General features: G+C 50.5%; 24 protein-coding genes and 1 tRNA gene. 14 read left to right on the plus strand and 11 right to left on the minus strand.

What is annotated here, in order from left to right; genetic code table 11:
- Nucleotide 1: 1 nt before the first annotated feature.
- The 4 genes from SHEW_RS06830 to SHEW_RS06845 are packed head-to-tail and all read right to left on the minus strand — an operon-like array spanning nt 2 to nt 3,999.
- Nucleotides 2–1,111 carry an aromatic ring-hydroxylating oxygenase subunit alpha gene (locus SHEW_RS06830; RefSeq protein WP_011865131.1) on the minus strand — a complete coding sequence of 370 codons (1,110 nt, stop codon included), beginning with the start codon at nt 1,109–1,111 and terminating at the stop codon, nt 2–4.
- Complete coding sequence (gene pseG, locus SHEW_RS06835; RefSeq protein WP_011865132.1) at nt 1,108–2,178, minus strand: UDP-2,4-diacetamido-2,4,6-trideoxy-beta-L-altropyranose hydrolase; 1,071 nt, start codon at nt 2,176–2,178, stop codon at nt 1,108–1,110. The genes SHEW_RS06830 and pseG overlap by 4 nt, the downstream gene beginning before the upstream one ends.
- Nucleotides 2,156–2,908 (minus strand): SDR family NAD(P)-dependent oxidoreductase, encoded by a 753-nt coding sequence (locus SHEW_RS06840; RefSeq protein WP_011865133.1) that lies wholly within the window; start codon nt 2,906–2,908, stop codon nt 2,156–2,158. The genes pseG and SHEW_RS06840 overlap by 23 nt, the downstream gene beginning before the upstream one ends.
- Nucleotides 2,908–3,999, minus strand: a complete 1,092-nt coding sequence (locus SHEW_RS06845) for a 3-oxoacyl-ACP synthase III family protein (RefSeq protein ID WP_011865134.1) — start codon at nt 3,997–3,999, stop codon at nt 2,908–2,910. The genes SHEW_RS06840 and SHEW_RS06845 overlap by 1 nt, the downstream gene beginning before the upstream one ends.
- A 132-nt stretch (nt 4,000–4,131) precedes the next feature.
- Here SHEW_RS06845 and SHEW_RS06850 point away from each other — a divergent pair, with 132 nt between their 5' ends.
- Nucleotides 4,132–5,154 carry a ketoacyl-ACP synthase III gene (locus tag SHEW_RS06850; protein ID WP_011865135.1) on the plus strand — a complete coding sequence of 341 codons (1,023 nt, stop codon included), beginning with the start codon at nt 4,132–4,134 and terminating at the stop codon, nt 5,152–5,154.
- Here the strand turns inward: SHEW_RS06850 and SHEW_RS06855 are convergent.
- From SHEW_RS06855 to SHEW_RS06870, 4 genes are all read right to left on the minus strand, one after another.
- The gene (locus tag SHEW_RS06855) at nt 5,137–5,400 is read right to left on the minus strand and encodes a hypothetical protein (RefSeq protein WP_011865136.1); all 264 of its coding nucleotides are present in this window, start codon (nt 5,398–5,400) and stop codon (nt 5,137–5,139) included. The two genes, SHEW_RS06850 and SHEW_RS06855, sit on opposite strands and share 18 nt — an antisense overlap.
- Entirely contained in the window at nt 5,397–6,692 is a 1,296-nt protein-coding gene (locus SHEW_RS06860; RefSeq protein ID WP_011865137.1) for a motility associated factor glycosyltransferase family protein, read from the minus strand. Before SHEW_RS06860 ends, SHEW_RS06855 begins: the two co-directional genes overlap by 4 nt.
- A gap of 50 nt (nt 6,693–6,742) precedes the next feature.
- Nucleotides 6,743–6,818, minus strand: a tRNA-Arg gene (locus tag SHEW_RS06865).
- Nucleotides 6,819–6,894: 76 nt separating this feature from the next.
- Nucleotides 6,895–8,055, minus strand: coding sequence for a flagellar assembly protein FlgT (locus SHEW_RS06870; RefSeq protein ID WP_011865138.1), 1,161 nt, complete (start codon nt 8,053–8,055; stop codon nt 6,895–6,897).
- 518 nt (nt 8,056–8,573) lie between these two features.
- Between SHEW_RS06870 and SHEW_RS06875 the strand changes: the two genes are divergently transcribed.
- Nucleotides 8,574–9,083 carry a FlgO family outer membrane protein gene (locus SHEW_RS06875; protein WP_223294803.1) on the plus strand — a complete coding sequence of 170 codons (510 nt, stop codon included), beginning with the start codon at nt 8,574–8,576 and terminating at the stop codon, nt 9,081–9,083.
- The gene (locus tag SHEW_RS06880; RefSeq protein WP_011865140.1) at nt 9,080–9,526 is read left to right on the plus strand and encodes an LPP20 family lipoprotein; all 447 of its coding nucleotides are present in this window, start codon (nt 9,080–9,082) and stop codon (nt 9,524–9,526) included. Before SHEW_RS06875 ends, SHEW_RS06880 begins: the two co-directional genes overlap by 4 nt.
- 78 nt (nt 9,527–9,604) lie before the next feature.
- On the opposite strand, the gene SHEW_RS06885 is transcribed toward SHEW_RS06880, so the two are convergent.
- The 3 genes from SHEW_RS06885 to flgA form a co-directional block, all read right to left on the minus strand.
- Nucleotides 9,605–10,030, minus strand: a complete 426-nt coding sequence (locus SHEW_RS06885) for a flagella synthesis protein FlgN (protein WP_011865141.1) — start codon at nt 10,028–10,030, stop codon at nt 9,605–9,607.
- 10 nt (nt 10,031–10,040) lie between these two features.
- The gene (gene flgM / locus SHEW_RS06890) at nt 10,041–10,358 is read right to left on the minus strand and encodes a flagellar biosynthesis anti-sigma factor FlgM (RefSeq protein WP_011865142.1); all 318 of its coding nucleotides are present in this window, start codon (nt 10,356–10,358) and stop codon (nt 10,041–10,043) included.
- A 120-nt stretch (nt 10,359–10,478) separates the two neighbouring features.
- Nucleotides 10,479–11,186: a flagellar basal body P-ring formation chaperone FlgA gene (flgA, locus tag SHEW_RS06895; RefSeq protein ID WP_011865143.1), complete on the minus strand. Its 708-nt coding sequence runs from the start codon at nt 11,184–11,186 to the stop codon at nt 10,479–10,481.
- A gap of 209 nt (nt 11,187–11,395) precedes the next feature.
- Between flgA and SHEW_RS06900 the strand changes: the two genes are divergently transcribed.
- The 11 genes from SHEW_RS06900 (at nt 11,396) to flgJ (ending at nt 21,152) form a co-directional block, all read left to right on the plus strand.
- Entirely contained in the window at nt 11,396–12,316 is a 921-nt protein-coding gene (locus SHEW_RS06900) for a chemotaxis protein CheV (protein ID WP_011865144.1), read from the plus strand.
- A 137-nt stretch (nt 12,317–12,453) separates the two neighbouring features.
- A complete protein-coding gene (locus SHEW_RS06905) occupies nt 12,454–13,293 on the plus strand; it encodes a CheR family methyltransferase (RefSeq protein ID WP_083764348.1) in 840 nt (279 codons plus the stop codon).
- 188 nt (nt 13,294–13,481) lie between these two features.
- Nucleotides 13,482–13,880 carry a flagellar basal body rod protein FlgB gene (gene flgB / locus SHEW_RS06910; RefSeq protein ID WP_011865146.1) on the plus strand — a complete coding sequence of 133 codons (399 nt, stop codon included), beginning with the start codon at nt 13,482–13,484 and terminating at the stop codon, nt 13,878–13,880.
- 2 nt (nt 13,881–13,882) lie between these two features.
- The gene (flgC, locus tag SHEW_RS06915) at nt 13,883–14,302 is read left to right on the plus strand and encodes a flagellar basal body rod protein FlgC (RefSeq protein ID WP_011865147.1); all 420 of its coding nucleotides are present in this window, start codon (nt 13,883–13,885) and stop codon (nt 14,300–14,302) included.
- A 10-nt stretch (nt 14,303–14,312) separates the two neighbouring features.
- Nucleotides 14,313–15,095, plus strand: a complete 783-nt coding sequence (flgD, locus tag SHEW_RS06920) for a flagellar hook assembly protein FlgD (RefSeq protein WP_011865148.1) — start codon at nt 14,313–14,315, stop codon at nt 15,093–15,095.
- Nucleotides 15,096–15,158: 63 nt separating this feature from the next.
- Entirely contained in the window at nt 15,159–16,520 is a 1,362-nt protein-coding gene (flgE, locus tag SHEW_RS06925) for a flagellar hook protein FlgE (protein ID WP_011865149.1), read from the plus strand.
- Nucleotides 16,521–16,719: 199 nt separating this feature from the next.
- On the plus strand, nt 16,720–17,463 hold the full coding sequence (gene flgF / locus SHEW_RS06930; RefSeq protein WP_011865150.1) for a flagellar basal-body rod protein FlgF: 744 nt from the start codon (nt 16,720–16,722) through the stop codon (nt 17,461–17,463).
- 10 nt (nt 17,464–17,473) lie between these two features.
- Nucleotides 17,474–18,262, plus strand: coding sequence for a flagellar basal-body rod protein FlgG (gene flgG, locus SHEW_RS06935; protein ID WP_011865151.1), 789 nt, complete (start codon nt 17,474–17,476; stop codon nt 18,260–18,262).
- 39 nt (nt 18,263–18,301) lie between these two features.
- Nucleotides 18,302–18,976 carry a flagellar basal body L-ring protein FlgH gene (gene flgH, locus SHEW_RS06940; protein WP_041407052.1) on the plus strand — a complete coding sequence of 225 codons (675 nt, stop codon included), beginning with the start codon at nt 18,302–18,304 and terminating at the stop codon, nt 18,974–18,976.
- Between the two features lie 11 nt (nt 18,977–18,987).
- Nucleotides 18,988–20,079 (plus strand): flagellar basal body P-ring protein FlgI, encoded by a 1,092-nt coding sequence (locus SHEW_RS06945; protein WP_011865153.1) that lies wholly within the window; start codon nt 18,988–18,990, stop codon nt 20,077–20,079.
- Nucleotides 20,080–20,126: 47 nt separating this feature from the next.
- On the plus strand, nt 20,127–21,152 hold the full coding sequence (gene flgJ / locus SHEW_RS06950; RefSeq protein WP_011865154.1) for a flagellar assembly peptidoglycan hydrolase FlgJ: 1,026 nt from the start codon (nt 20,127–20,129) through the stop codon (nt 21,150–21,152).

Raw genomic sequence — 21,152 nt, forward strand, 5'->3', positions numbered from 1 at the left:
CTTAATCCCTCAATGGTAAATGGGGCTGGACATCGTGACGCCAGGCGTCATGAAAATGCAGAATTCTCTCCTCGCATTTGCCCAGTATCCCAGCAGAGTCAATGCTCTGCATATTAGCCTGACATGATTCTGCTACCAATCTATCTTCTTCTAAGATGGTATGATTGAATTCAGTAAAGTTTGCCTTGATCGCCGCCTTAACCGCATCGCTGGTAGCGCCTCCATCTACTCTTCTCATCATACGTAATTGAAAATTCAGCTGAGACTGAGTGGTTCCTTTGGGCTCATAAGTTTGCAGTGACATGAGCGAACCGTTGGTCAGTCCAATAGCTAAATTGGGATAGATGAAAAAATGATTGTATTCACTATAGGAAGTGCTTTGCTCGAGTTTGAGATGCTTCCTGGCGCCGGCCCACCATTTCTTTGGTGCGTCTTGCAATGGAGTGTTGCCTGTCGTATGTCCATTAAAATGAGCAACCTCAACTTCAGGTTTGGCAAATTTGGCAAAGGTTTCGGGGTGAGTTCCGGCTACATGATAGACTTCGAGAACCGTCTCGCATGCTAGCTTCCAATTTGTTTCCCAATGATAATTGCCTTGTTGCACTGGATCGACGAAATCATTGGATATTTCTTCTAATATATTGAAATAAGGGCCTAAAAATTCATCTAATCTTGGACCTTCTTTGGCAACGCGAACAAACAACATGTTACCGCAACTAGCCAGATTAAACTGTTTTAGGGCGAGTTTTTTTTTGGCTAAATCATCCAAGCCAAAGTCGGTACGATTTTGTGGTACCCCACTAAGGGCGCCATCGCTCTTGTAACTCCAACAATGGTATGGGCAAAGCAGTGGTCTGTTACCACGTTGTGCTGTTTGAAGTTTTGCCTTGCGATGGCTGCATACGTTGAGTAGTGCACTGAGCTCGCCATTAAAGTTCTGCACCACAACAGGGGTGTTACCTACCTGTAATGTAATGAAATCATGATTTTGAGAGATCTGGTCTTTAAAACCGACAAATACCCAACTCTTTTCGAATACCTGGGTCTGTTCAACCTCAAGTGTTTTCGCGTCATAGTAGTGTTCTGGATGTAAGGATTGTTTTGCAATCATTGGTGTTTCGACTTCTCTTCTAGGCCAATAACTAATCTATCTATTACTCTTTGGCAGCCTTGGCCGTCAATCAGTTGACGAGCCTTATCACTCATTAGTTGTCGACAGCATTTATTATGCCAAAGTGCGTAGGCCTGAGTTGCTATTTCATTGATGAGCGCTAGGTTACTTTCACTCTCCGGCTCAGATTGTTCATAGTGCCGGCAATCTATTGCCTGATACCAGGTATTATTCAAGGGCGAGGTTAAGGCTGGTAGCTGGTTGTCGACGGTTACCAAGGCAAGAGTTGGTACGCCTTGGCTGGCTAATTCTCCAAGGGTTCCTCCTGCCGCCGATATGGCTAATCCTGATAGCGTCATCACTTCAGCAACAGATTGTGGGTCGCAAATAAGTGAAAAATTTACCTGTTCTCGTGTCAGAGCTTCTAGGGCAATTTGATCTTGATGAGGTTTTCCCAACAGTAATTGTACCTGACATTGGTTTAAAGTCTTTAATAGGGCTTTAGATAGCGGTAGGGCTAATGATTTGGTATCAGTACCACCCAACGAGATTAAAAGGTTAGGGCGCGCCATTAACGGTGTAAAATGGCAAGTCGTAAACTCTCGTCTTAAATAGGTAAAATGTGGCCCAAGGCAGTAGTTAGCATGCGGTGCCCTGCTTTGATAATCCGTTTGGGTACAGTTAGGTGCAGGGTTGATAATTAAATCGGCTAGTATTGGGTCATCATCAAGGGCATCATCCAGTTTAACGAGGTAGCTTCCAGTACTTACAAGTTGATGCCATTCGTTGCCAGTTAACTCGTAGTCATCGACTATTATTGTGTCGAATTTATGCTGTTTTAATTCGCTACCGGTCAAGCTAGATGATATTTGGAGCAGATTAAAATTAGCCCGTTTAAGTTTACTCAGTAGCGCATCGCTGCAGGTCTTATAGACAAACCAAATATCAAATTGATTTGCGGCAGCTTCAGCGAGGGCGTAGAGGCGCATAATGTGTCCGGCGCCAATTCGGTGGGAATTGTTACCGTAAAAAGCGGCTTTAGGCTTAGCCGGCAAGGAATCCACCATCTACAGCGAGCGTGATGCCAGTAGTATTGCGACTTAGATCGCTTAATAAAAAGTAAACACTGTTTGCGACATCTTCTGGTGTGCTTAGTCCAAGTGGATGGGCTTCGATTAATCGTTGGCTTAGCTCCACGCCGAGCGTAGCAAATTGTTGTTCAGCCTTGGCACCAGATACCAGAGCCGGGGCGACGCAATTTACTCTAATCTGTTTAGCGGCTAGCTCTAAGGCCGCCGACTGTACCATAGACGAGAGTGCAGCCTTAGATGCGGCGTAGAGCGTTCTTGCTTTTAGCCCCCTCTGTCCAGCCGCAGAGCCGATGAAGATAAAACTTGCCCCTGGATTAAAGTGTCTGGCTTTGGAAAAGGCAGAGGTAAGCATAACAGCAGCAGAGAAGTTTATATCTAGGTATTGATGGATCTGCTTGGGAGTAATACCTCTTAGTGGGCTGTACCCTTGAAAGCTCGCGCTATGTACTAGCCCATCTATCGCACCATATTGCGTGACGATAGATTTTGCCCAAGTCGTAATATTTTGCAGTTCACTAAGGTCAAAAGGGCACACTATGTGTTCTTTCCCCTTCAGCAGACTCAATGTCTCCTGCAGTGCGTGTTCTCGACGTCCCACAAGAATTAATTTTACCCCACAATTATCAAGCTTTTGACAAATTGCGAGGCCAATATCTGAGTCCGCAGCAGCGCCTGTGACTATATAAAGTTTGTTGGTGAGATCCATTATGATTGCACTAAAGTTAATGGTTCAAAATCGTCAGATATTTCAATTAATTCTGGGGCTACGATGGGGCCAATATCTGTGATAATGGCGCCCCAAGACCATCCGACTCCGAATCCGCCAAGCATCACTTTTTTCGTCTCATTGGTGAAGAAATTGGTGAGCTTATGACAGATCGCAAGTGGCACCGAGGCGCTGGAAGTGTTCCCAAAGTCGGCCATATCAATCAAGTATTTTTCTTCGGCCACTTTGGCTTTCTTACGTAGATGCTCAAGAATAAACTGGTTTGCCTGATGCATTACAACCATGTCTAAATCATCGGCTTCAATATTGGCTAGGGCCAAGGTTTCCTTGATGAGTTTAGGAACGACTCTTAAGGTAAATGAAAATACCGCAGCTCCATTGAGGTAGAGTCTGGAATCTTTGTAGAGCCTTTCTTCTTCCTCTGTTGATCTCGGTTCTCGTTCTGGCATGGTAGGTACGCGGCGTCCACCCGCCTTTACCGCTATGTGCTGGCCGCCGGTGCCATCAGTACCGTAGACGGCATAAGAATCTGGCCAATTTTCATCATATTCTAAAGCGGTAGCGACGCCTGCATCGCCAAACAGTGGCAGGGTTCCACGGTCATCAGGAAGTAGGTGACGACTAGAGGTATCTCCGCACAGAACCAAGGCTCTCTTACCGCTTGAGCTATTGAGGAGTTGACTGGCTATCCATGTGGCGTACACAAAACCAGAGCAGCCAAGACTGACATCTAAACATGCAGCAGTTTGCGGAAGCCCGAGCCTGTGTTGCATTAAACAAGCTGTTGCCGGCAGCGCATAATCTGCATCTTGAGATACATAAATTAATACATCTATTGATTCGGGCGCCCAATCAAGCCTTTCTAGTAGTCTTTGCGCCGCAGCGATACACATGTCAGATGCACAGAGGTGTTTGGGGAGTATTCGTCGGCTATGAATACCAGTACTGGCATAAATCTTATCGGCTTCTTCTTGGGTGAATATGTCGGGTGTTTCTACATATGAATGTCTATGGGGGGGAACAGCAGCTTGCATTCCTGCAATTTTAACTGACTTAATCACAGCTTCCATAAATAACCCTGTTGAATTAAACGAATAATGTTGGTTTTAACTATAACATTGAATAATATAGCTTGAAAGTGCCGTGCTTGCGCCAAAAGTGCACTAACCTTTTGCTATATAGTGAAAAATCAGGGATAAGAAATGACCATTACTTCCGTGAACAAGGTGTCGATCACAGGCATTGTCTCCGTCTTACCTGAAATTAGTTGTGAAAATATTGATGAATCTTCGAGTAGTGCAAGAGAAGAGATGGCTCGTATTGTTGCCTCGACCGGGATTCGCGCAAGACGTGTTGCTTCAGCTGACCAAACCGCGTTATCGCTTGGTAAAGTAGCATGTGAATCATTGATAGATGCAATGGATTGGAAGCCGGAGGAGATTTCGCTCGTCGTCTTTGTTACCCAAACCCCGGATTACCCTTTGCCAGGGAATGCAGTCCAGTTGCAACATCAGCTTGGCTTGAGCAAAGATACTATCGCCTATGATGTAAACTTGGGATGTTCAGGGTTTGTTTATGGTTTATGGCAAGTTGCGCAGTTAGTAGCAGGACTGTCAAAGGGTAAAGCGCTATTGGTTGTGGGGGATACAACGACACATCAATATCGTCAGGATAATCGAGCGGTATCCTCATTATTTGGTGATGCGGTTAGCGCTATCGCAATTGAAAAGTGCATGGAAAGCGATGAGATGGTGTTCTCGCTAGGAACCGATGGTGCCGGAGCGCCTTATCTTATTCAACCTAAAGGGGGAGCGCTCTGTCCCGGTGAATCCCCTGAACTCTTTATGGATGGCATGCAGGTATTTGTGTTCACCCTAAGGGAAGTTCCCTCTTCGATCACAGCCTGTTTAGCCGCTAAGGGCTGGCAAAACGCTGATGTCGATTATTGTGTAATGCATCAAGCAAACGAAATGATGCTAAAGCGATTAGGAGACAAGTTAGGTTTAACACATGAACAGCTAGTTATATCTATGGGGGAAGTCGGTAATACCAGCTCTGCATCCATACCTTTGGCATTAGGGTTAAGTTTAAGTGAACCGCTGCTAAAGGGAAGCGTAAACTTGGTATTGTCTGGATTTGGCGTTGGTTGGTCTTGGGGGACGGTTGCTTTAACACTAACCAAGCTTAAAGTTTGCCAGGTTATAGATCTAAGTCTGGCTCAATAGCGCGCTTAATTCGTGTTCTAAGTAGTCCGCAAGCCCTAACCAGTCATGGCGCTCCTGAGCTGCTAGCATATTAGGAATCAATTGAAAAATCACTTGTGCCTTTGGGTGTGAGCTGAGAAGGGGTTCTAATAGATCTAGTCCTTCGCGCAACCGCTGAGAGCCTTCTGCTTCCTGGCCTAATCGAAACGCGTGAGCGGCTTCAACAAAGTCACTTGTAATTACTGCATATGTCTCTTTTATATTCAAACTAACTCCTTGTACTGTGCGCCAATTATTCTGGCCCCTTCTAAACTCGATTGGTAGAATTTCACTTTGGGATGAATGCGAATATAGTGTTCCAGACTGCGAAGATAAGCTCTAAAGTTGAGATCTGTGGCGACACGTTTGCCATGGCCATTGAGAACCCAATGTTTTTTCTGCAATTGAGTCGAAGGTCCTAACATGCCGTCTTCCCAATGGGCGTGGGTTTTATTATTGGGGTAACAAAAATCACAGCCAAATAATGTGATTTCTTTGATTCCCAATGTTACCGCCAGATCAATCGCGGGGTGGATGACGCTGCCGTTGGTAAATAGCCTGATTTTTTGGTGGTGCTTAGCTAATTGATCGTAAATAGGGCTGGTTGAGTAGGCATTGAATTTGGGGCCTGGCCAATTAGATATCACCTCTTTTGATAGTGTAGGAAAGTAAACTAGGGTTATATCTTCCGGTATGTTTTCAGGGAAGTGTTCCAATGTTATTTTACTGTCAATAGAAACTACTATGTCTGGAATGATTTTATTTTCAGTTAACGCCTTTAATGATGTATCAACGGCAATCATCAAGGGGCGTTGCCCAATCGGCAGAGCGCGTTGCCTGAGCAGATAGGAGTAATGTGTTTCTAGCGTCGGGCCTGCTCCAATCAGATGAGCGTGAGATTGATGGTGAGTCATTTTCAGCGTTGCAGCATCTGGATCCTGTTCAATTGCCGATAGGTTTTCAAGTAAACGTTGCTGAATTTCTGGATTGTCTATCGTGTGGTGTTTGTTGGCATATGCACGATTATTTTCTAAGACCAATAGGTCTCTTAACTTTGCATTTTCATCATCAATCAGGAGTAGGTCGGGCGTAATGGCAATATAATGAGTTGCCAGCTTGTTCTGCTCGAGTTGGTGCACCAAAACGACTCTTTTATCGTTCAGCCATTCACTCTGATCTGTGTAAGAAAGCAATAAAGCAAACAGCGCGATATTTAGTGGGCAGATAAGTATTTGCTGTAATTGAGGATTATCTATCAGCAAGCTAGGTACATCGCCCATACCGATACCGTACACTGCGACATGCTTGCAGCCGCTGGGAAGCTGTTCGATAAATAGACGTGCTTCGGCCATTCTATCGTGGCGGCTACTTAGTTGAATGCCATTAACGCTAATGGTTTGAGTTTGGCCGGTAACAAGAGCGGCATCTAAATGATCGAAAGATGCGTGTTGAAGTGCAGAGGCAATGATAGGCCAACGCTGGCTGATGATGTTGAGATTGGCATTAAAAAGCTCAGTCATTGACACTGTCCCTCGAAGTCATGCTTCATCTATTAGGCTAGTTCACTAACTGGTCTCCCCACAGGGACTCGAACCCCGATCGATCGCTTAGGAGGCGACTGCTCTATCCTGTTGAGCTATAGGGAGACGCAAGTGATTATACTGTTTTTCATCGCGATGAAAAGGCTTTAGATTTAGTTGCTTAATTAGTGCACTAATTAAGTTAGATTTTAATCGCGATGTCGTTAATTTGTATGTTGATCGCGCCGTTAGCGCCTTGCAGCAGGGCGGTGGCGCTTTCCTGTGTCACCTGGTCTATGGTGATCTTGGCGCGCGATTCGCTGGCGACTGCACGCATATTATCCAGTCGATCCGGCAGGTTTTGCTGCAGCACCAGTTGGAATTGGTCCCCAACTTTCACGCCATGATTGCGCCCCAGGTTGATGATAACCCGGTTGTCGACGCGGGAGACCACCTGCCCAAGTAGCGGGCGGCAGTCGAGCACCTTGTCGATATCTTCGCTGGCCTGGGTCAGCAGCATTTCGATGTTCTTACCATAGCTGGATGCCCAAAAACGGTTGCTTTGGGCTGGTATCGTCGCTTGGCGTTCAAATTCCCATGGGGCAGGGGCGTCGTAGTACTCACTCCAGATCTGCTCGCCGCTGATGCCATGATACAGAGATAGACGTAGCTGAAACTGGCGCTGAGGATAGCTATCCCAGAGGCCAAACAGGCTGGCTTCGACCGGCTCGGTGGAGATGTCGATGATCTCAGGCATTAGAATGTATTGGCTGTCGGTGATCTCGCTAAGCCAGCTTGGGAGGCGGTAACCGCGGATGTCGATCAATGACTGCTCGATATCGAGTCGTTCGTTGGCATGAACATGGGCGAAACTCGCCTTACCCTCGCGGGCGATGATGCTGCCGAGCTTCTCCGACAGGGCCTTCTCGAAGTTGCCAAGGTTGCCATATCTGAGTTGGCTGCGATCGGCAATTTGCGCCTGGGGCACCAGGATGGCCGCCTTGAGTTGACTCATCCCACAGGTCTGCACCTTAGCGTTTTGCAGTACATCGACTCTTAGGTTGACGCTGAGGGTATCGCCCTGGATACGCTCGCTGATAAGCTCGACGCGGCCGGCTTCGGCCTGCTGCGACATCGAGAACTGAGTCTGGGTTAGCTGACCGTTCTGTGTCTGCTGCATGCTGGTAAACTGGCCACCCGATTGCAAAGTGACATAGCTCAGCGCCTGCGCTATGGCATCTTCTCGCGCCTGGGTGATATTGCCGTTGATGATCTTGGCTTCGCCCTGGGCCTCAAGCCACTGAGCCATCACCTGAGTGTTAAAGGCGGCGAGTAACAGCAATAGTAATTGAATTCGTTTCATTGTATCTGTCTCAACTGAGCCGGTTTATCTAGCGCGTAGCAGGTGCCAAAATGCTGACAGTTTTTGCGCCCATTCTCATGTTCCCATTGATTAGTTAGACTCAAAGCAATATCTATGCCTGAGTTGGTTAAAGTCAGTCAAAGTTAGCCAAAGTTAGCCAAAGTTGGCCACCGTCAGGTCATCTGCCGTAAAGTAGGATGATGAACGCCAATCTGTCTCTTAAGGATTCGCCAAGTTTGCGCCCAATACGTGAGGCTCACCCTAATAGGTGTAAATCGAATAATGCTAAGCTTATGGCATATATATTGCTGCATAATTTCCAATAGGTTTGGTTGGCCGAAATTATGGCGCAGCCAAGTGGGTATATTGGCCTGGGTCAATATCGAAAACCATGGGACATCATGATGCGAAATGCTTTGATAATATCTTCCCTTTTGCTATTGGGGGGCTGCGCGGCAAATGAGCCCGCCACGCCAACCTTGCAGAGCGGCAATAGTTTGCCTGCGAGTTCATCTGTGATGCATCTGACTCAGCAGTTGGCAAATGAATTGGTGCGCCAGAACGATCAGTTGACGCCTAAGCAGCCCTTGCTGGTGGCGACGCCTGTGTTGCTGGATAACCTCAAGTCGACTAACGCCTTGGGGTTACAGATACAACAGGGGCTGATCGCGGCCATGCATGATCATCAGTTTAATTTGGTGGATCTGAACGTGGGCGAGAACGTTAGGGTGACAGATCAAGGTGAGCTGCTGCTGACCCGTGACTGGCGCCAATTGCCAGCGGATCTGCCGGTTGAGCATGTACTGGTGTCAACCATGAGTCTTAAACCTGATGGTGTGGTGGTAAACAGCCGTATCGTTAATGTAACTAATAACCGTGTGGTTTCGGTCGCAGCGGCGAGTGTGAGTCAGGCCGAGCTGGCGGACTACCTTAGCCTGTCTGAGAAGGTGGTCGCCCAGGATGGCAAGCTTATTCGTTACAGCAGCCAAGGTCAGGGAGATGTCCAGATTAAAGGGGTTAAGCAATGAGATATCTAATTAGTGTGTTGCTGCTCGTCCTGAGTGGATGTGCGTCTCAAGACAGATACATTCAATGGGAAACCCAAGCGCCGGAAAGTTTTCCTAAGTTAACCGCAATCGGTTATGCGCCGCTGGCGACTCAGCCGGCGAAAGAGGCATCTCAGCGGGTGTTGATGGCGATGCAGGCGTCGAAGATCGCCGCCTACCGTGAGCTTGCCGAGCAGGTTTACGGCCAGCAGCTATCGGCGTCGAGCAGTGTGAAAGATTGGATGCTTTCCGATGATAATATTCAGGCCTCGGTGAGCGGGGTTATCCGCGGCGCTAGAGTGGTGAAGAGCTACCCGGTCGGGGATCATTATGTGACTGAGCTGGAGCTCGACTTCCAGCAGGTGTGGGCCTTATACCAACAGCAGAATCGGCCGCAGACGGTGAAGGAAGTGACCTATTTCTAGGTGTCAGCAAACAAAAAAGCCTCTATTAAGAGGCTTTTTTAATGTCTTCAGCTTGAGCCTGTAACTCTATTTTAGTGATTAGGCTTTCAGATTATTGCCGAGCGTGGAGATAGTCGAAGTCATACCCTTGCCGTCATAGGTGAGGCTACTGGCATTACGACTGGCCTGCAGTGCCTGGGAGAAACGATTGACGCTGGCCATGCTGTGTTCGATAAGCGCGGCGTTTTGCTCGTTAAGCTGTTTACACTCTGCCAATGCCTGCTTGGCATCGTCGACCAGGGCAATAAGCTGAGGCTCCTGAGTGAGTCTGCCCAGGTCAGGATGCGCAGCTAATTCGGTATCACCTAGTTTGATCTCATTTAACAGCTGGGCCTTCTCATTGGCCAGACGCAACAATTGATCCGCATCTTGCGCGATCAGGGCATCCTTCTCTGCCGTGATGGTCTGCTTTAAGCTGTCCAGTAATTTGTGTTGATTGGCGATGATATCGGTTATCTGCGTCATAACGTATTAGTTAAAGATCCTGAAGTTCCTTTTCAAACTGCGCTATGTTGCTGGCGAGTTTGTCGGCATCTATCTTATAGCGTCCCTCGGCGATGGCCGCCTTAATCTGTTCGACCTTCTTGATATCGATTTCAGGAATGTCGTTTAGTTTGGCCTGGGCACTTTGCAGCTGCTGCGCCTGAGAGGTGATAGAGACAGAATCGCTTTTCACCGTCTGCGCTGGTGCGCTGGTGGCCGCAGTGCTACCTTTTTGCTGCGAGGCTTTCGAGCTGGCGCTGCCGACCCGGCTGTTAGTGTTTGTATTTACGTGCTTAATATCTATAGGCATTGTGGGGTCCAACTTACATAAATGAGATCAACATACTTGTCTATCGGCACTCATGGTCAAAGCTTTAGAATAAAGTTTCAAAAAACAGTATAAATTTTTGCGCGTCAAAGGTCATCAGGATCACATCCTGACTTCCACCTCGCCAATGCCCGTTACATGTGCATCAACTGTCTTGTTGGAGCGACTATTGCGCACCTGTATCTTATCGCCAAGGTTACCATCTTTTAACGCTTCACCGTTGGTTTTTATCACGAAATTATCGGCCCGTGCATAGATGGCCACGATATCGCCCTTGCAGACGAAGCAGAGGTTGCTGGCAAACAGTGGCTGATTGGCGGGAATTCTGCGCTTTACCCGGGTGCCGGTCACTGCTACCGGGTCATCAAATTGCTGACCTCTGAGCTGGCTCTGCTCCACATAGTCGAGGCGTATCTGATCCGATTCGATGAGATCGCCGGGCCCCAAGGTCTGGTTCGCCACCACCACGGGGAAGAGCACCTCGACGCGAACCGAAATGTAGATCTGCCAGGGGTAGTCGAGATCTGGACTGGCACAGCTGATCTTGACCGTGTTGTTTTTACTGATGGCGCGATCGCTGGCAATTTCCGCCTTTGGCTCGCCTAAACAGGCGGGGGGATTTAGCCGGGTGTCCAGACTTTGGGGGGTAATGATGACCTTGGCATCTTGAGGGAAGGCCATTTTTTCCTGCACAGCCTCTGTAGCTAATCGCGCTATGGTCGATACAGAGGGAACACTGGTGGTCTCAGCCGCCTTTAAGGGCAGAGAGATGAGTAGCAAAAACAGAAAATATGCAAAATTTACTTTCATAATGAATTGACTAGCTTGATTAGCCAGATTACACCTATACTTCGTTTTAAGAGCCAAGGCTTTGCCATTTTTTGTGAGAAATGAGTGTCATAAATTTGACAAAGTAAAGGTCTGGTTGTCATATAACTAGATAAAGCAATTAGTATGCCTATACTCATATTTACAATGGGAACGGCTTCGCATTCACCCGACAACAGGGCAAAGGCATTATGTCGAGTATTCTTGAATCAGTTAACAAACGCACCCAACTTGTAGGACAAAACCGCTTAGAGCTATTGCTGTTTAAGTTAAACGGGCGGCAAAGGTTTGGCATTAACGTATTTAAGGTGAAAGAGGTGCTGCAGTGCCCGCCACTGACAGGCCTGCCTAAGCTCAATCCCTATGTGAGGGGCGTGGCTCATATTCGCGGCCAGACCATTTCGGTGATCGATCTCAGTGCGGCCACCGGCGGCAGACCGATAGAAGATACAGAAGGCTGCTTCATCATCATCTCCGAGTACAACCGCAGTGTGCAGGGGTTCCTGGTTAAGTCGGTCGAGCGCATCATCAACATGAACTGGGAGGCGATCATGCCGCCGCCGCAAGGCGCAGGGCGCTACTCCTACCTGACCGCCGTGACCGAGATTGAGGGGGAGCTGGTGGAGATCCTCGATGTCGAGAAGATCCTCGACGAGATCTCGCCGGTGAAGACTCAGATCAGTCAGGAAGTCGACGAGCAGTTGACCATAGACAGAGAGCGTCATTATCACATCATGGTGATCGATGATTCGGCCGTGGCGCGTAAGCAGATCATTCGTGCCCTGGAATCTTTGAGCCTGCAGATAGATACCGCCAAAGATGGCCGCGAGGCCTTAGATAAGCTGGTAAGCGTCGCCGCCGAGATGGATAACGTAGCCCATGAGATCCCGCTAATCATTTCCGATATCGAGATGCCAGAGATGGATGGTTATACCCTGACGGCAGAGATCCGCGATAACCCTAAATTGAAAGACATTAAGGTAGTGCTGCATACCTCGCTCAGTGGCGTATTTAACCAGGCCATGGTGGAGAAGGTGGGCGCTAATGACTTTATCGCCAAATTTAATCCTGATGAATTAGCGGCGGCGGTGAATAAGCATCTTAGTTTGTAATTTGTACTAAGTTGGGCCTGAGCCTAAATTTGGTAAGTTTAGGCTTGTATCAGTGAGTTAGCTAATGTATAACGCTGACCTCTGTAACGCTTGCTATAGTGTATGTTGTAGCCTGTTTTCTTTTTTGATATTGGGATATCAAGGTGCCGAATAAATCACTTGCCGAAGCCGAGTACAACCAATTTAAATTATTTCTGGAACAACACAGCGGTATTGTGTTGGGCGACAATAAGCAATATTTGGTTCGTAGTCGACTCGCGCCTCTGATGGGGAAATATAACCTTCCCTCATTATCTGAAGTGGTTAAACATTCGATGAAGCCCACCGAGCGGCAACTTCGTGCCGAGGTGATCGACGCCATGACCACCAATGAAACCTTGTGGTTTCGCGATCGCTATCCCTTCGAGTTGTTGGGCAATAACCTGTTACCCGAATATGCCCGACTGGGACGGCCGCTGAAGATCTGGTCGGCCGCCTGCTCGTCGGGGCAGGAACCCTATTCGCTAGCCATGACCATCTTGGAATATCAGCAGCGCAAGCCTGGCGCCTTGCCCGGCAGTGCGACGATTCTGGCTACTGATCTCTCCCCCTCTATGTTAGAACGCTGTAAGGCGGCCGAATATGACAACCTTGCCTTGGGGCGCGGTCTGTCCGAGGAGCGTAAACGTCAGTTTTTTGAACCCACGGGGAGTGGCTCCATGGTGGTAAAGGCTAACGTCAAGCGTTTGGTGAATTTCAGGGCGCACAATTTGCTTGAGAGTTACACCTTGCTGGGCAAGTTTGACATCATCTTCTGCCGCAACGTGCTGATCTATTTTGCCCCAGAGGCAAAGGCCAAGATATTGCGGCAATTTGCTGCCGCCCTCAATCCCAAGGGGATACTGTTTTTGGGAGCGTCTGAGTCGATTGCCGGTCTGACCGATGAGTTTGATATGGTGAGGTGTAACCCAGGGATCTATTATCAGAAGCGGACCTAAGGTCGCAAACCAAGCTCTTGAAGGGGCTAACCCTCTGAGTTCGCAATCAAGTTTCAAATGCCAGCAGTCGCTGGCATTTTTTATGCCTGCCATTTCAACATCCGCTTTGCCTGAGCAAGTTGCCGAGAGCTGATTTTATTGGCACAAGTATTGCTTTGTTTATGGCATTCGTGTGTGGAGGCAATTTTATGGCGATTAGTTTCGATAAGGCATTGGGGATACATCAGTATACCTTGGGGATACGTTCGGCGCGTGCCGAGGTGATCTCGTCAAATATCGCCAATGCCGATACGCCCCATTACAAGGCGAAAGACCTGGATTTTGATAAGGCGCTGCAGGCGGCGCGCACGGCCCAAAGCGGGCTTGCGATGAGCCGTAGCAACGAGAAGCACTTCGATTTGGCGGCGCTTTCCCAGCAACACATTAGCTATCGGGTACCCAATCAGCCTGATACAGGTGATGGCAATACGGTGGATATTCAGCAGGAGCAGTCAGAGTTTATGCAGAATGCGCTCGAATATCAGATGTCGTTAGGTTTTCTTGACGGTAAGTTTTCCGGCCTGAAAAAAGCCCTTAAAGGAACGTAATTATGAGCCTTTTTAATATCTTCAATGTGGCAGGCTCTGGCATGTCGGCCCAGTCGGTCAGGCTAAATACCACTGCCAGTAACATCGCTAATGCCGATTCAGTCTCCAGCAGTGTGGATAAGACCTATCGCGCCCGCCATCCGGTTTTCGAGGCCGAGCTGGCCAAGGCCAGTCATCAGCAGAATACCAGCCAGGCGGTCAAGGTGGCCGGTATTGTCGAGAGCGATAAGCCGTTACAGAAAGAGTATTCACCCGATCATCCGTTAGCGGATGCCGATGGGTTTATTTATAAGCCAAATGTCAATGTGATGGAGGAGATGGCCAACATGATCTCGGCCTCTCGTTCCTACCAGATGAACGTACAGGTTGCCGATGCGGCAAAATCTATGCTTCAGCAAACCTTACGCATTGGCAATTCCTAGGGGGTAAGTCGTGAGCCTAGTTAATCCGTTAAATACTCAGGTTGCGCAAACCAGTTCGACCCAGAGCGCCAAGTCGGTGACGCCTCAGGCGTCGAGCAGTCAGGCAACCACCCAGACTACGGGAAATCCGTTTCTCGACAGCATGCGCCTGCAAGAGGAGTCCTCGATCCCTGAGGCCAAGAGTCAGGAGCTGACCCAGGAGGATTTCTTCTCCCTGCTCAGTCAGCAGCTGTCGATGCAGGATCCTTTTAAGCCGGTGGACAACGATCAGATGATCGCCCAGATGGCGTCTTTCTCCACCGTGGATGGCATCACTAAGCTCAACGAGGAGATAGTTAACCTCAATACCGTGATGACCTCGAGCCAGGCGCTGCAGGCCTCGGGGCTAGTGGGGCAGAAGGTGTTGATCCCATCGGATACCGGGCATATCTCGGCGGAAGATCCCGTGCTCAAAGGGGTGATCAGTACCCCTGAGCCTATCGAGTCGATAACCGTGCGAATCGAAGATGAGAAGGGCCAGCTAGTGAAGACCTTCACCGTCGATGGTAGCGACGGCGGCAACATAGATGTCTCCTGGGATGGACTGGATAAGGATGGGGAGCCCGTTGCCAGTGGTAATTATTCCATTAAGGCATCGGGCAAGGTAGATGGTAAGAGTGAAGATTTAGCCGTATCGACCTACGCTCACGTGACGAGTGTTTCGCTGGGAACGGCAAGTACCGGCGCAATTCTCAACTTGAGAGGCATAGGCGGTATCAAACTCGGTGATGTTCTGGCCGTGTCTGAAACCTAGACAAAGCAGAGCGTTAGGGCTGTAAGGTCCAGAACAGATAACAAATTTTTAGTGAGGTGATTTATGTCATTTAACATTGCATTGAGTGGTATCGCAGCGGCGCAAAAAGATCTCAATACCACGGCGAATAACATCGCCAACGTTAATACCACAGGCTTTAAGGAGTCGCGCGCCGAGTTCGCCGACGTGTATGCCAGCTCTATCTTTGCCAACAGCAAGACCACAGTCGGTGGCGGTGTTACCACGGCTCAGGTGGCGCAGCAATTCCAGCAGGGCAGTCTGCAATTTACCAGCAACGCGCTGGATATGGCGATCAATGGCGGCGGTTTCTTCGTAACCTCATCAGAAGTGGGCTCGCAGGATCTATCCTACACCCGTGCCGGTGCCTTTAAGGTCGATGCCGACAGCTATCTGGTGAACTCGGCCGGTAACTACCTGCAGACCTTCCCGGTGGACAAAGATGGCAACTCGACCTCTGTGAGTCTGACAACTACTCAGCCTGTGAAGATCCCTGACACTGCAGGTAGTCCACAGAAGACAGACAATATCGGTATTCAGATGAACCTTAACGCGGGTGAGGGCACGCTGGATCCGGCAAACTTTAATCCGAACGACCCCGATACCTACAATAACTCGACGTCGGTCACCATGTACGACTCACTGGGTGAGCCACATATTCTGACCACCTATTTCGTGCGTCCACCCGAGGCGGCTTACACAGGCACCAGTAACTGGGTGGCCTTCTATGCGGTTGACGGCAAGCAGGTGGATTTGGCGGGCGCAGCGGGCACCTATGGTCGTGATACTACGGGTGACGGCGTTGCTGACTCGACCGGCACAGCGGTTAACGCCAGCGGCTGGAAGGGCTCGGTTTTATCCTTCAACGACACAGGAGCCTATACCGGCAGCGATCCTGCGGTGATCACCACAGAGACACTCGGTGTTGGCGGCGCTAATGTGTTAGGCCCAGGTACAGATGGTAGCCAGACGCTTACCCTTAACTTCAACAGCCCGACTCAGTACGCCTCGCCATTTGAGGTAACCGAGCTGAGCCAGGACGGTACCACAGTGGGTCGTCTGACTAACGTGGAAGTGGGCGCCGATGGCTTGATTAACGCCAGCTACAGTAACGGCTCTACCGTGCCTCTGGCGCGTGTCGCCCTGGCACGTTTCTCTAACGAGCAGGGCCTGACTCAGGTGGGTAACACCTCCTGGAAGGAGAGCCTTGACTCGGGTCCGGCACTGGCGGGTGAGGCCAACAGCGGCACCTTCGGTAGCATTCGCTCATCGGCGCTGGAACAGTCAAACGTCGACCTGACCACAGAGCTGGTGGACCTTATCTCGGCCCAGCGTAATTTCCAGGCGAACTCGCGTACCTTGGAAGTGAACAACACCCTGCAGCAGACGGTACTGCAGATCCGTTAAGCTGCCGCTTAGTGGGACGAGTGAAATGTGTTGCCCAGGCGGCAACACATTTCCGCTTCTCTTGCCGCTTCTCCTTTCCTTCCTTAGCTTCATTTCTATCTGCTTGATTTCATCTGCTTAACCAAATCTATTGCTTGGCATGATGTTTGCTTTGTTCTGTTATTAGACAGTTTTAGTTGAAACATTGACGGAGCAGCAAGTGGATAAATTACTCTATGTCGCCATGAGTGGCGCCAAGCAGAATATGAATTCGCTGGCAGTGCGTGCCAACAACCTTGCCAATGCCAATACCGACGGCTTTAAGTCGGATCTGGAACAGGCCAGATCTATGCAGGCCTTTGGCGAAGGGTTGCCGACACGGGTGTTTTCGATGACAGAGAACCCGTCGGCCAACTTTGCCGCCGGTCCCATAAAGACCACGGGACGGGATCTCGATATCGCGGTGAAAGGCGACGGTTGGATTGCCGTGCAGGCCGTCGATGGCGGTGAGGCCTACACTCGCTCTGGCAGCCTGAGTTTCGATACTTCAGGCCTGCTGCGTAACGACAGAGGCAACCCCGTCATGGGCGATGCCGGTCCTATCGTGCTACCCCTTCCTATCGAAAAGGTCGAGATTGCCCAGGACGGCACCATCTCGGTCAGACCGCTCGGCTCAACCGCTGAGGTGATCGAGGAGGTCGGCCGTATCAAGTTGGTTAACCCTGGTAATCAAAACCTGATGCGTGGCGAGGATGGTCTGTTCCGTCAATTGTCTGGCGTTAATGCCCCGGCCGATCCCAATGTCGCCGTGGAGAGTGGCGCCATCGAAGGCAGCAATGTCAACGCCGTCGACGAGATGGTCTCTTTAATCGATCTGCAGCGCCAGTTTGAGATGCAGGTCAAGATGATGAAAACCGCCGAAGAGATGGATCAAGCCTCTTCGTCATTAATGCGCATTAGTTAGGAGATAGGTTATGCATCCGGCGTTATGGATTAGTAAGACTGGCTTAGATGCCCAGCAAACAGATATCTCGGTGATCTCCAACAATGTGGCGAACGCGAGCACCGTTGGATACAAGAAGAGCCGGGCCGTTTTCGAAGACCTGCTCTATCAAACCGTCAACCAGGCGGGGGGCATCAGCGCCTCTAATACTAAGCTACCCAACGGCTTAAACATAGGCGCGGGGACTAAGGTGGTGGCGACCCAAAAGATGTTTACCCAGGGTAACATGCTTACCACTGACAACTCACTGGATCTGATGATCGAAGGCCCGGGTTTCTTCGAGGTGCAGCTGCCAGACGGCACAACCGCCTATACCCGAAATGGTCAATTTACCTTGGATGATACCGGGCAGATCGTGACCCCGGGTTCTGGCTATGTGTTGCAACCGGCGATCACCATCCCGGATGATGCGACTAGCATTACCGTGTCTGCCGAAGGGGAGGTCTCGGTGAAGACCCCTGGCGCGGCGGAAAACCAGGTGGTGGGTCAGTTGAGCATGTCAGATTTCATCAATCCGAGCGGCCTGGATCCCATGGGGCAGAACCTCTATCTGGAAACCGGTGCCAGCGGCACGCCTATTCAGGGCACCGCCTCTCTGGATGGCATGGGCGCCATTCGTCAGGGCGCGCTGGAAACTTCTAACGTTAACGTGACCGAGGAGCTGGTGAACCTGATCGAGAGCCAACGTATCTACGAGATGAACTCTAAGGTGATCTCGGCCGTCGACCAGATGCTCTCTTACGTCAATCAGAATCTGTAGAGGTTTGATATGACTAAGTTTGTTATGGCTAAGTTTGTTATGGCTAAGTCATCTGTCTTAGTGGTTGCGCTGGCGTTGGTGGGCTGTGCCTCAACCAACCAGAAGCCGATCGCCGATGACCCTTACTATGCGCCTGTGTATCCCGAGGCGCCGCCGACTAAGATCGCCGCCACGGGCTCTATGTATCAGGATAGCCAGGCCTCTAGTCTCTATTCGGACATCAAGGCGCTTAAGGTCGGCGATATCATTACCGTGATCCTGCAAGAGTCGACCAAGGCGAAGAAGAGCGCTAACAACGAGTTGAAGAAGGGCTCAGATCTGACGCTGGATCCCATCTATGCCGGCGGCGGCAACGTCACCATCAGCGGCTCGCCCATCGACCTGCGTTACAAAGACAGCATGAACACCAAGCGTGAGTCGGATGCCGATCAGAGCAACAGCCTGTCGGGCAGCATCTCGGCCAACGTGATGCAGGTGCTGAACAACGGCAACCTGGTGATCCGCGGCGAGAAGTGGATCACCATCAATAACGGCGATGAGTTTGTCAGGCTGACCGGCATAGTACGCTCGCAGGACATCCGTCCCGACAACACCATAGACTCTCAGCGTGTGGCCAATGCCCGTATTCAATACAGCGGCACGGGCACCTTTGCCGATGCGCAGAAAGTGGGTTGGTTAAGCCAGTTCTTTATGAGCGACTGGTGGCCCTTCTAAGGAGCGATGCCATGAAGATAAAATTAATATTGGCCTGTGCCCTGATGGTGTTTTCCGCAGCCAGCTCGGCCCAGCGCATCAAAGATATCGCCAACGTACAAGGAGTGCGTAGCAACCAGCTGATCGGCTATGGTCTGGTGGTCGGCTTGCCGGGTACCGGCGAGAAGACACGTTATACCGAGCAGACCTTCAAGACCATGCTGAAAAACTTCGGCATCAATCTGCCCGATAACTTCCGTCCTAAGATCAAGAACGTCGCCGTGGTGGCGGTAAGTGCCGACATGCCCGCCTTTATCAAGCCGGGCCAGACGCTTGATGTCACCGTCTCTAGCCTAGGTGAGGCCAAGAGCCTGCGCGGCGGTACCTTGCTGCAGACCTTCCTCAAGGGCGTCGACGGTAACGTGTATGCCATTGCCCAGGGCAGCATGGTGGTCAGTGGCTTTAGCGCCGAAGGACTCGATGGCTCTAAGGTGATTCAAAATACGCCTACCGTGGGTCGTATCCCTAACGGCGCCATCGTCGAGCGCACCGTGGCGACGCCATTTTCTACCGGCGATCATCTGACCTTTAATCTGCGCCGCGCCGATTTTTCGACGGCTAAACGTCTCGCCGATGCCATCAATGATCTCTTAGGCCCTGGCATGGCCCGTCCACTGGATGCCGCCTCGGTGCAGGTGAGTGCGCCGCGGGATGTGTCCCAGCGTGTCTCATTTCTGGCGACCTTGGAAAACATCGAGGTGGAGCCAGCGTCCGAGTCGGCCAAGGTGATCGTCAATTCCCGTACCGGCACCATAGTGGTGGGTAAAGATGTGCGCCTGCTGCCGGCGGCGGTGACCCATGGCGGCCTGACGGTAACCATCGCCGAGGCGACCCAGGTGTCTCAGCCTAATCCCTTGGCGGGGGGCGATACCGTGGTGACCAGCGACAGCACCATAGATGTGTCCGAAGCGGATAATCGCATGTTCCTGTTTAACCCTGGTACTACCCTCGATGAGTTGGTGCGGGCGGTGAATCTGGTCGGCGCCGCGCCATCTGACGTGTTAGCCATACTGGAAGCGTTAAAGGTGGCAGGTGCTTTGCATGGTGAGCTTATCATCATCTAAATTTTGTCGCAGACGATTCAGTCGTCGCCAAGGCATCGGGATTCAACATGGATAAGCTGTCAAACGCATCGCATTTCTTGGACATAGGGGGCCTGGACTCCCTACGTGCCAAGGCGCAAAAAGATGACAAGGCGGCACTCAAAGAGGTGGCGCAGCAGTTTGAGGGCATCTTCGTGCAGATGTTGATGAAAAGCATGCGCGATGCCAATGCTGTGTTTGAGTCCGACAGCCCCATGAACAGCCAGTACACCAAGTTTTATGAGCAGATGCATGACCAGCAGATGTCAGTCAATCTGTCGGACAAGGGGATGTTGGGCCTTGCAGATCTCATGGTGCAGCAGCTCTCGCCGCAGACCAGCCGGATGACGCCGGCTTCCGTGCTGCGGGGCGGGATGGTGAGTCCGGTTGCCAACAGCGGGCAACAAGTTGATAGACAATCTCTGGCCCAATCAGAGGCTCAAAGTAAGGTATCAAGTGGTGATAAGCCCTTGCCGCGGATATTTGATGAGCTAGTGAGCGGCAAGGTCTTGCCGTCTCAGGCGCCAACAGGTTTGGCTAATAAGGGCTTCGAGAGCCGTGAGGCGTTCGTCAAGGCGGTCTATCCCCATGCAGAGCAGGCGGCCAAGGTCTTGGGTACCAGCCCAGAGGTATTGATTGCCCAGTCGGCACTCGAGACAGGTTGGGGGCAGAAGATGGTGCGCCGCGCCGATGGTCAGCCTAGCAATAACCTATTTAACATCAAGGCCGATCGCCGCTGGGATGGCGAGCGGGCCGGTGTCAGTACTCTGGAGTTTGAACATGGGGTTGCGGTGAAGCAGCGCGCCGATTTCAGGGTATATCAGGATATCAAACAAAGTTTTGACGATTTCGTCTCTTTCATCTCCGAAGGCGAGCGTTATCAGGATGCGATGGACAAGGCCGCTAATCCCGCCGCCTTCATCCGTGGCCTACAAGATGCCGGTTATGCCACAGACCCAGATTACGCCGACAAGGTGATCAAGGTGATGCAGGCGGTAACTCAGACAGTCGCCCAGACGGTAAACAAACAGCTTGGCGCAGCCATTGGCAAGTGA

It is taken from the genome of Shewanella loihica PV-4, assembly GCF_000016065.1.
GTDB classification, from domain to species: Bacteria; Pseudomonadota; Gammaproteobacteria; order Enterobacterales; family Shewanellaceae; genus Shewanella; species Shewanella loihica.

What these genes read in the sequence shown, in the direction of transcription:
- SHEW_RS06860 (WP_011865137.1), bottom strand. Translation starts at nt 6,692, where the DNA reads ATGACTGAGCTTTTTAATGCCAATCTCAACATCATCAGCCAGCGTTGG.
- flgA (WP_011865143.1), bottom strand. Translation starts at nt 11,186, where the DNA reads ATGAAAGTAAATTTTGCATATTTTCTGTTTTTGCTACTCATCTCTCTG.
- pseG (WP_011865132.1), bottom strand. Translation starts at nt 2,178, where the DNA reads ATGGTGGATTCCTTGCCGGCTAAGCCTAAAGCCGCTTTTTACGGTAAC.
- SHEW_RS06870 (WP_011865138.1), bottom strand. Translation starts at nt 8,055, where the DNA reads ATGAAACGAATTCAATTACTATTGCTGTTACTCGCCGCCTTTAACACT.
- flgG (WP_011865151.1), top strand. Translation starts at nt 17,474, where the DNA reads ATGCATCCGGCGTTATGGATTAGTAAGACTGGCTTAGATGCCCAGCAA.
- flgB (WP_011865146.1), top strand. Translation starts at nt 13,482, where the DNA reads ATGGCGATTAGTTTCGATAAGGCATTGGGGATACATCAGTATACCTTG.
- SHEW_RS06875 (WP_223294803.1), top strand. Translation starts at nt 8,574, where the DNA reads ATGCATCTGACTCAGCAGTTGGCAAATGAATTGGTGCGCCAGAACGAT.
- SHEW_RS06840 (WP_011865133.1), bottom strand. Translation starts at nt 2,908, where the DNA reads ATGGATCTCACCAACAAACTTTATATAGTCACAGGCGCTGCTGCGGAC.
- SHEW_RS06845 (WP_011865134.1), bottom strand. Translation starts at nt 3,999, where the DNA reads ATGGAAGCTGTGATTAAGTCAGTTAAAATTGCAGGAATGCAAGCTGCT.
- SHEW_RS06900 (WP_011865144.1), top strand. Translation starts at nt 11,396, where the DNA reads ATGTCGAGTATTCTTGAATCAGTTAACAAACGCACCCAACTTGTAGGA.
- SHEW_RS06945 (WP_011865153.1), top strand. Translation starts at nt 18,988, where the DNA reads ATGAAGATAAAATTAATATTGGCCTGTGCCCTGATGGTGTTTTCCGCA.
- SHEW_RS06830 (WP_011865131.1), bottom strand. Translation starts at nt 1,111, where the DNA reads ATGATTGCAAAACAATCCTTACATCCAGAACACTACTATGACGCGAAA.
- flgM (WP_011865142.1), bottom strand. Translation starts at nt 10,358, where the DNA reads ATGCCTATAGATATTAAGCACGTAAATACAAACACTAACAGCCGGGTC.
- SHEW_RS06885 (WP_011865141.1), bottom strand. Translation starts at nt 10,030, where the DNA reads ATGACGCAGATAACCGATATCATCGCCAATCAACACAAATTACTGGAC.
- flgJ (WP_011865154.1), top strand. Translation starts at nt 20,127, where the DNA reads ATGGATAAGCTGTCAAACGCATCGCATTTCTTGGACATAGGGGGCCTG.
- flgC (WP_011865147.1), top strand. Translation starts at nt 13,883, where the DNA reads ATGAGCCTTTTTAATATCTTCAATGTGGCAGGCTCTGGCATGTCGGCC.
- SHEW_RS06880 (WP_011865140.1), top strand. Translation starts at nt 9,080, where the DNA reads ATGAGATATCTAATTAGTGTGTTGCTGCTCGTCCTGAGTGGATGTGCG.
- flgH (WP_041407052.1), top strand. Translation starts at nt 18,302, where the DNA reads ATGGCTAAGTCATCTGTCTTAGTGGTTGCGCTGGCGTTGGTGGGCTGT.
- flgE (WP_011865149.1), top strand. Translation starts at nt 15,159, where the DNA reads ATGTCATTTAACATTGCATTGAGTGGTATCGCAGCGGCGCAAAAAGAT.
- SHEW_RS06850 (WP_011865135.1), top strand. Translation starts at nt 4,132, where the DNA reads ATGACCATTACTTCCGTGAACAAGGTGTCGATCACAGGCATTGTCTCC.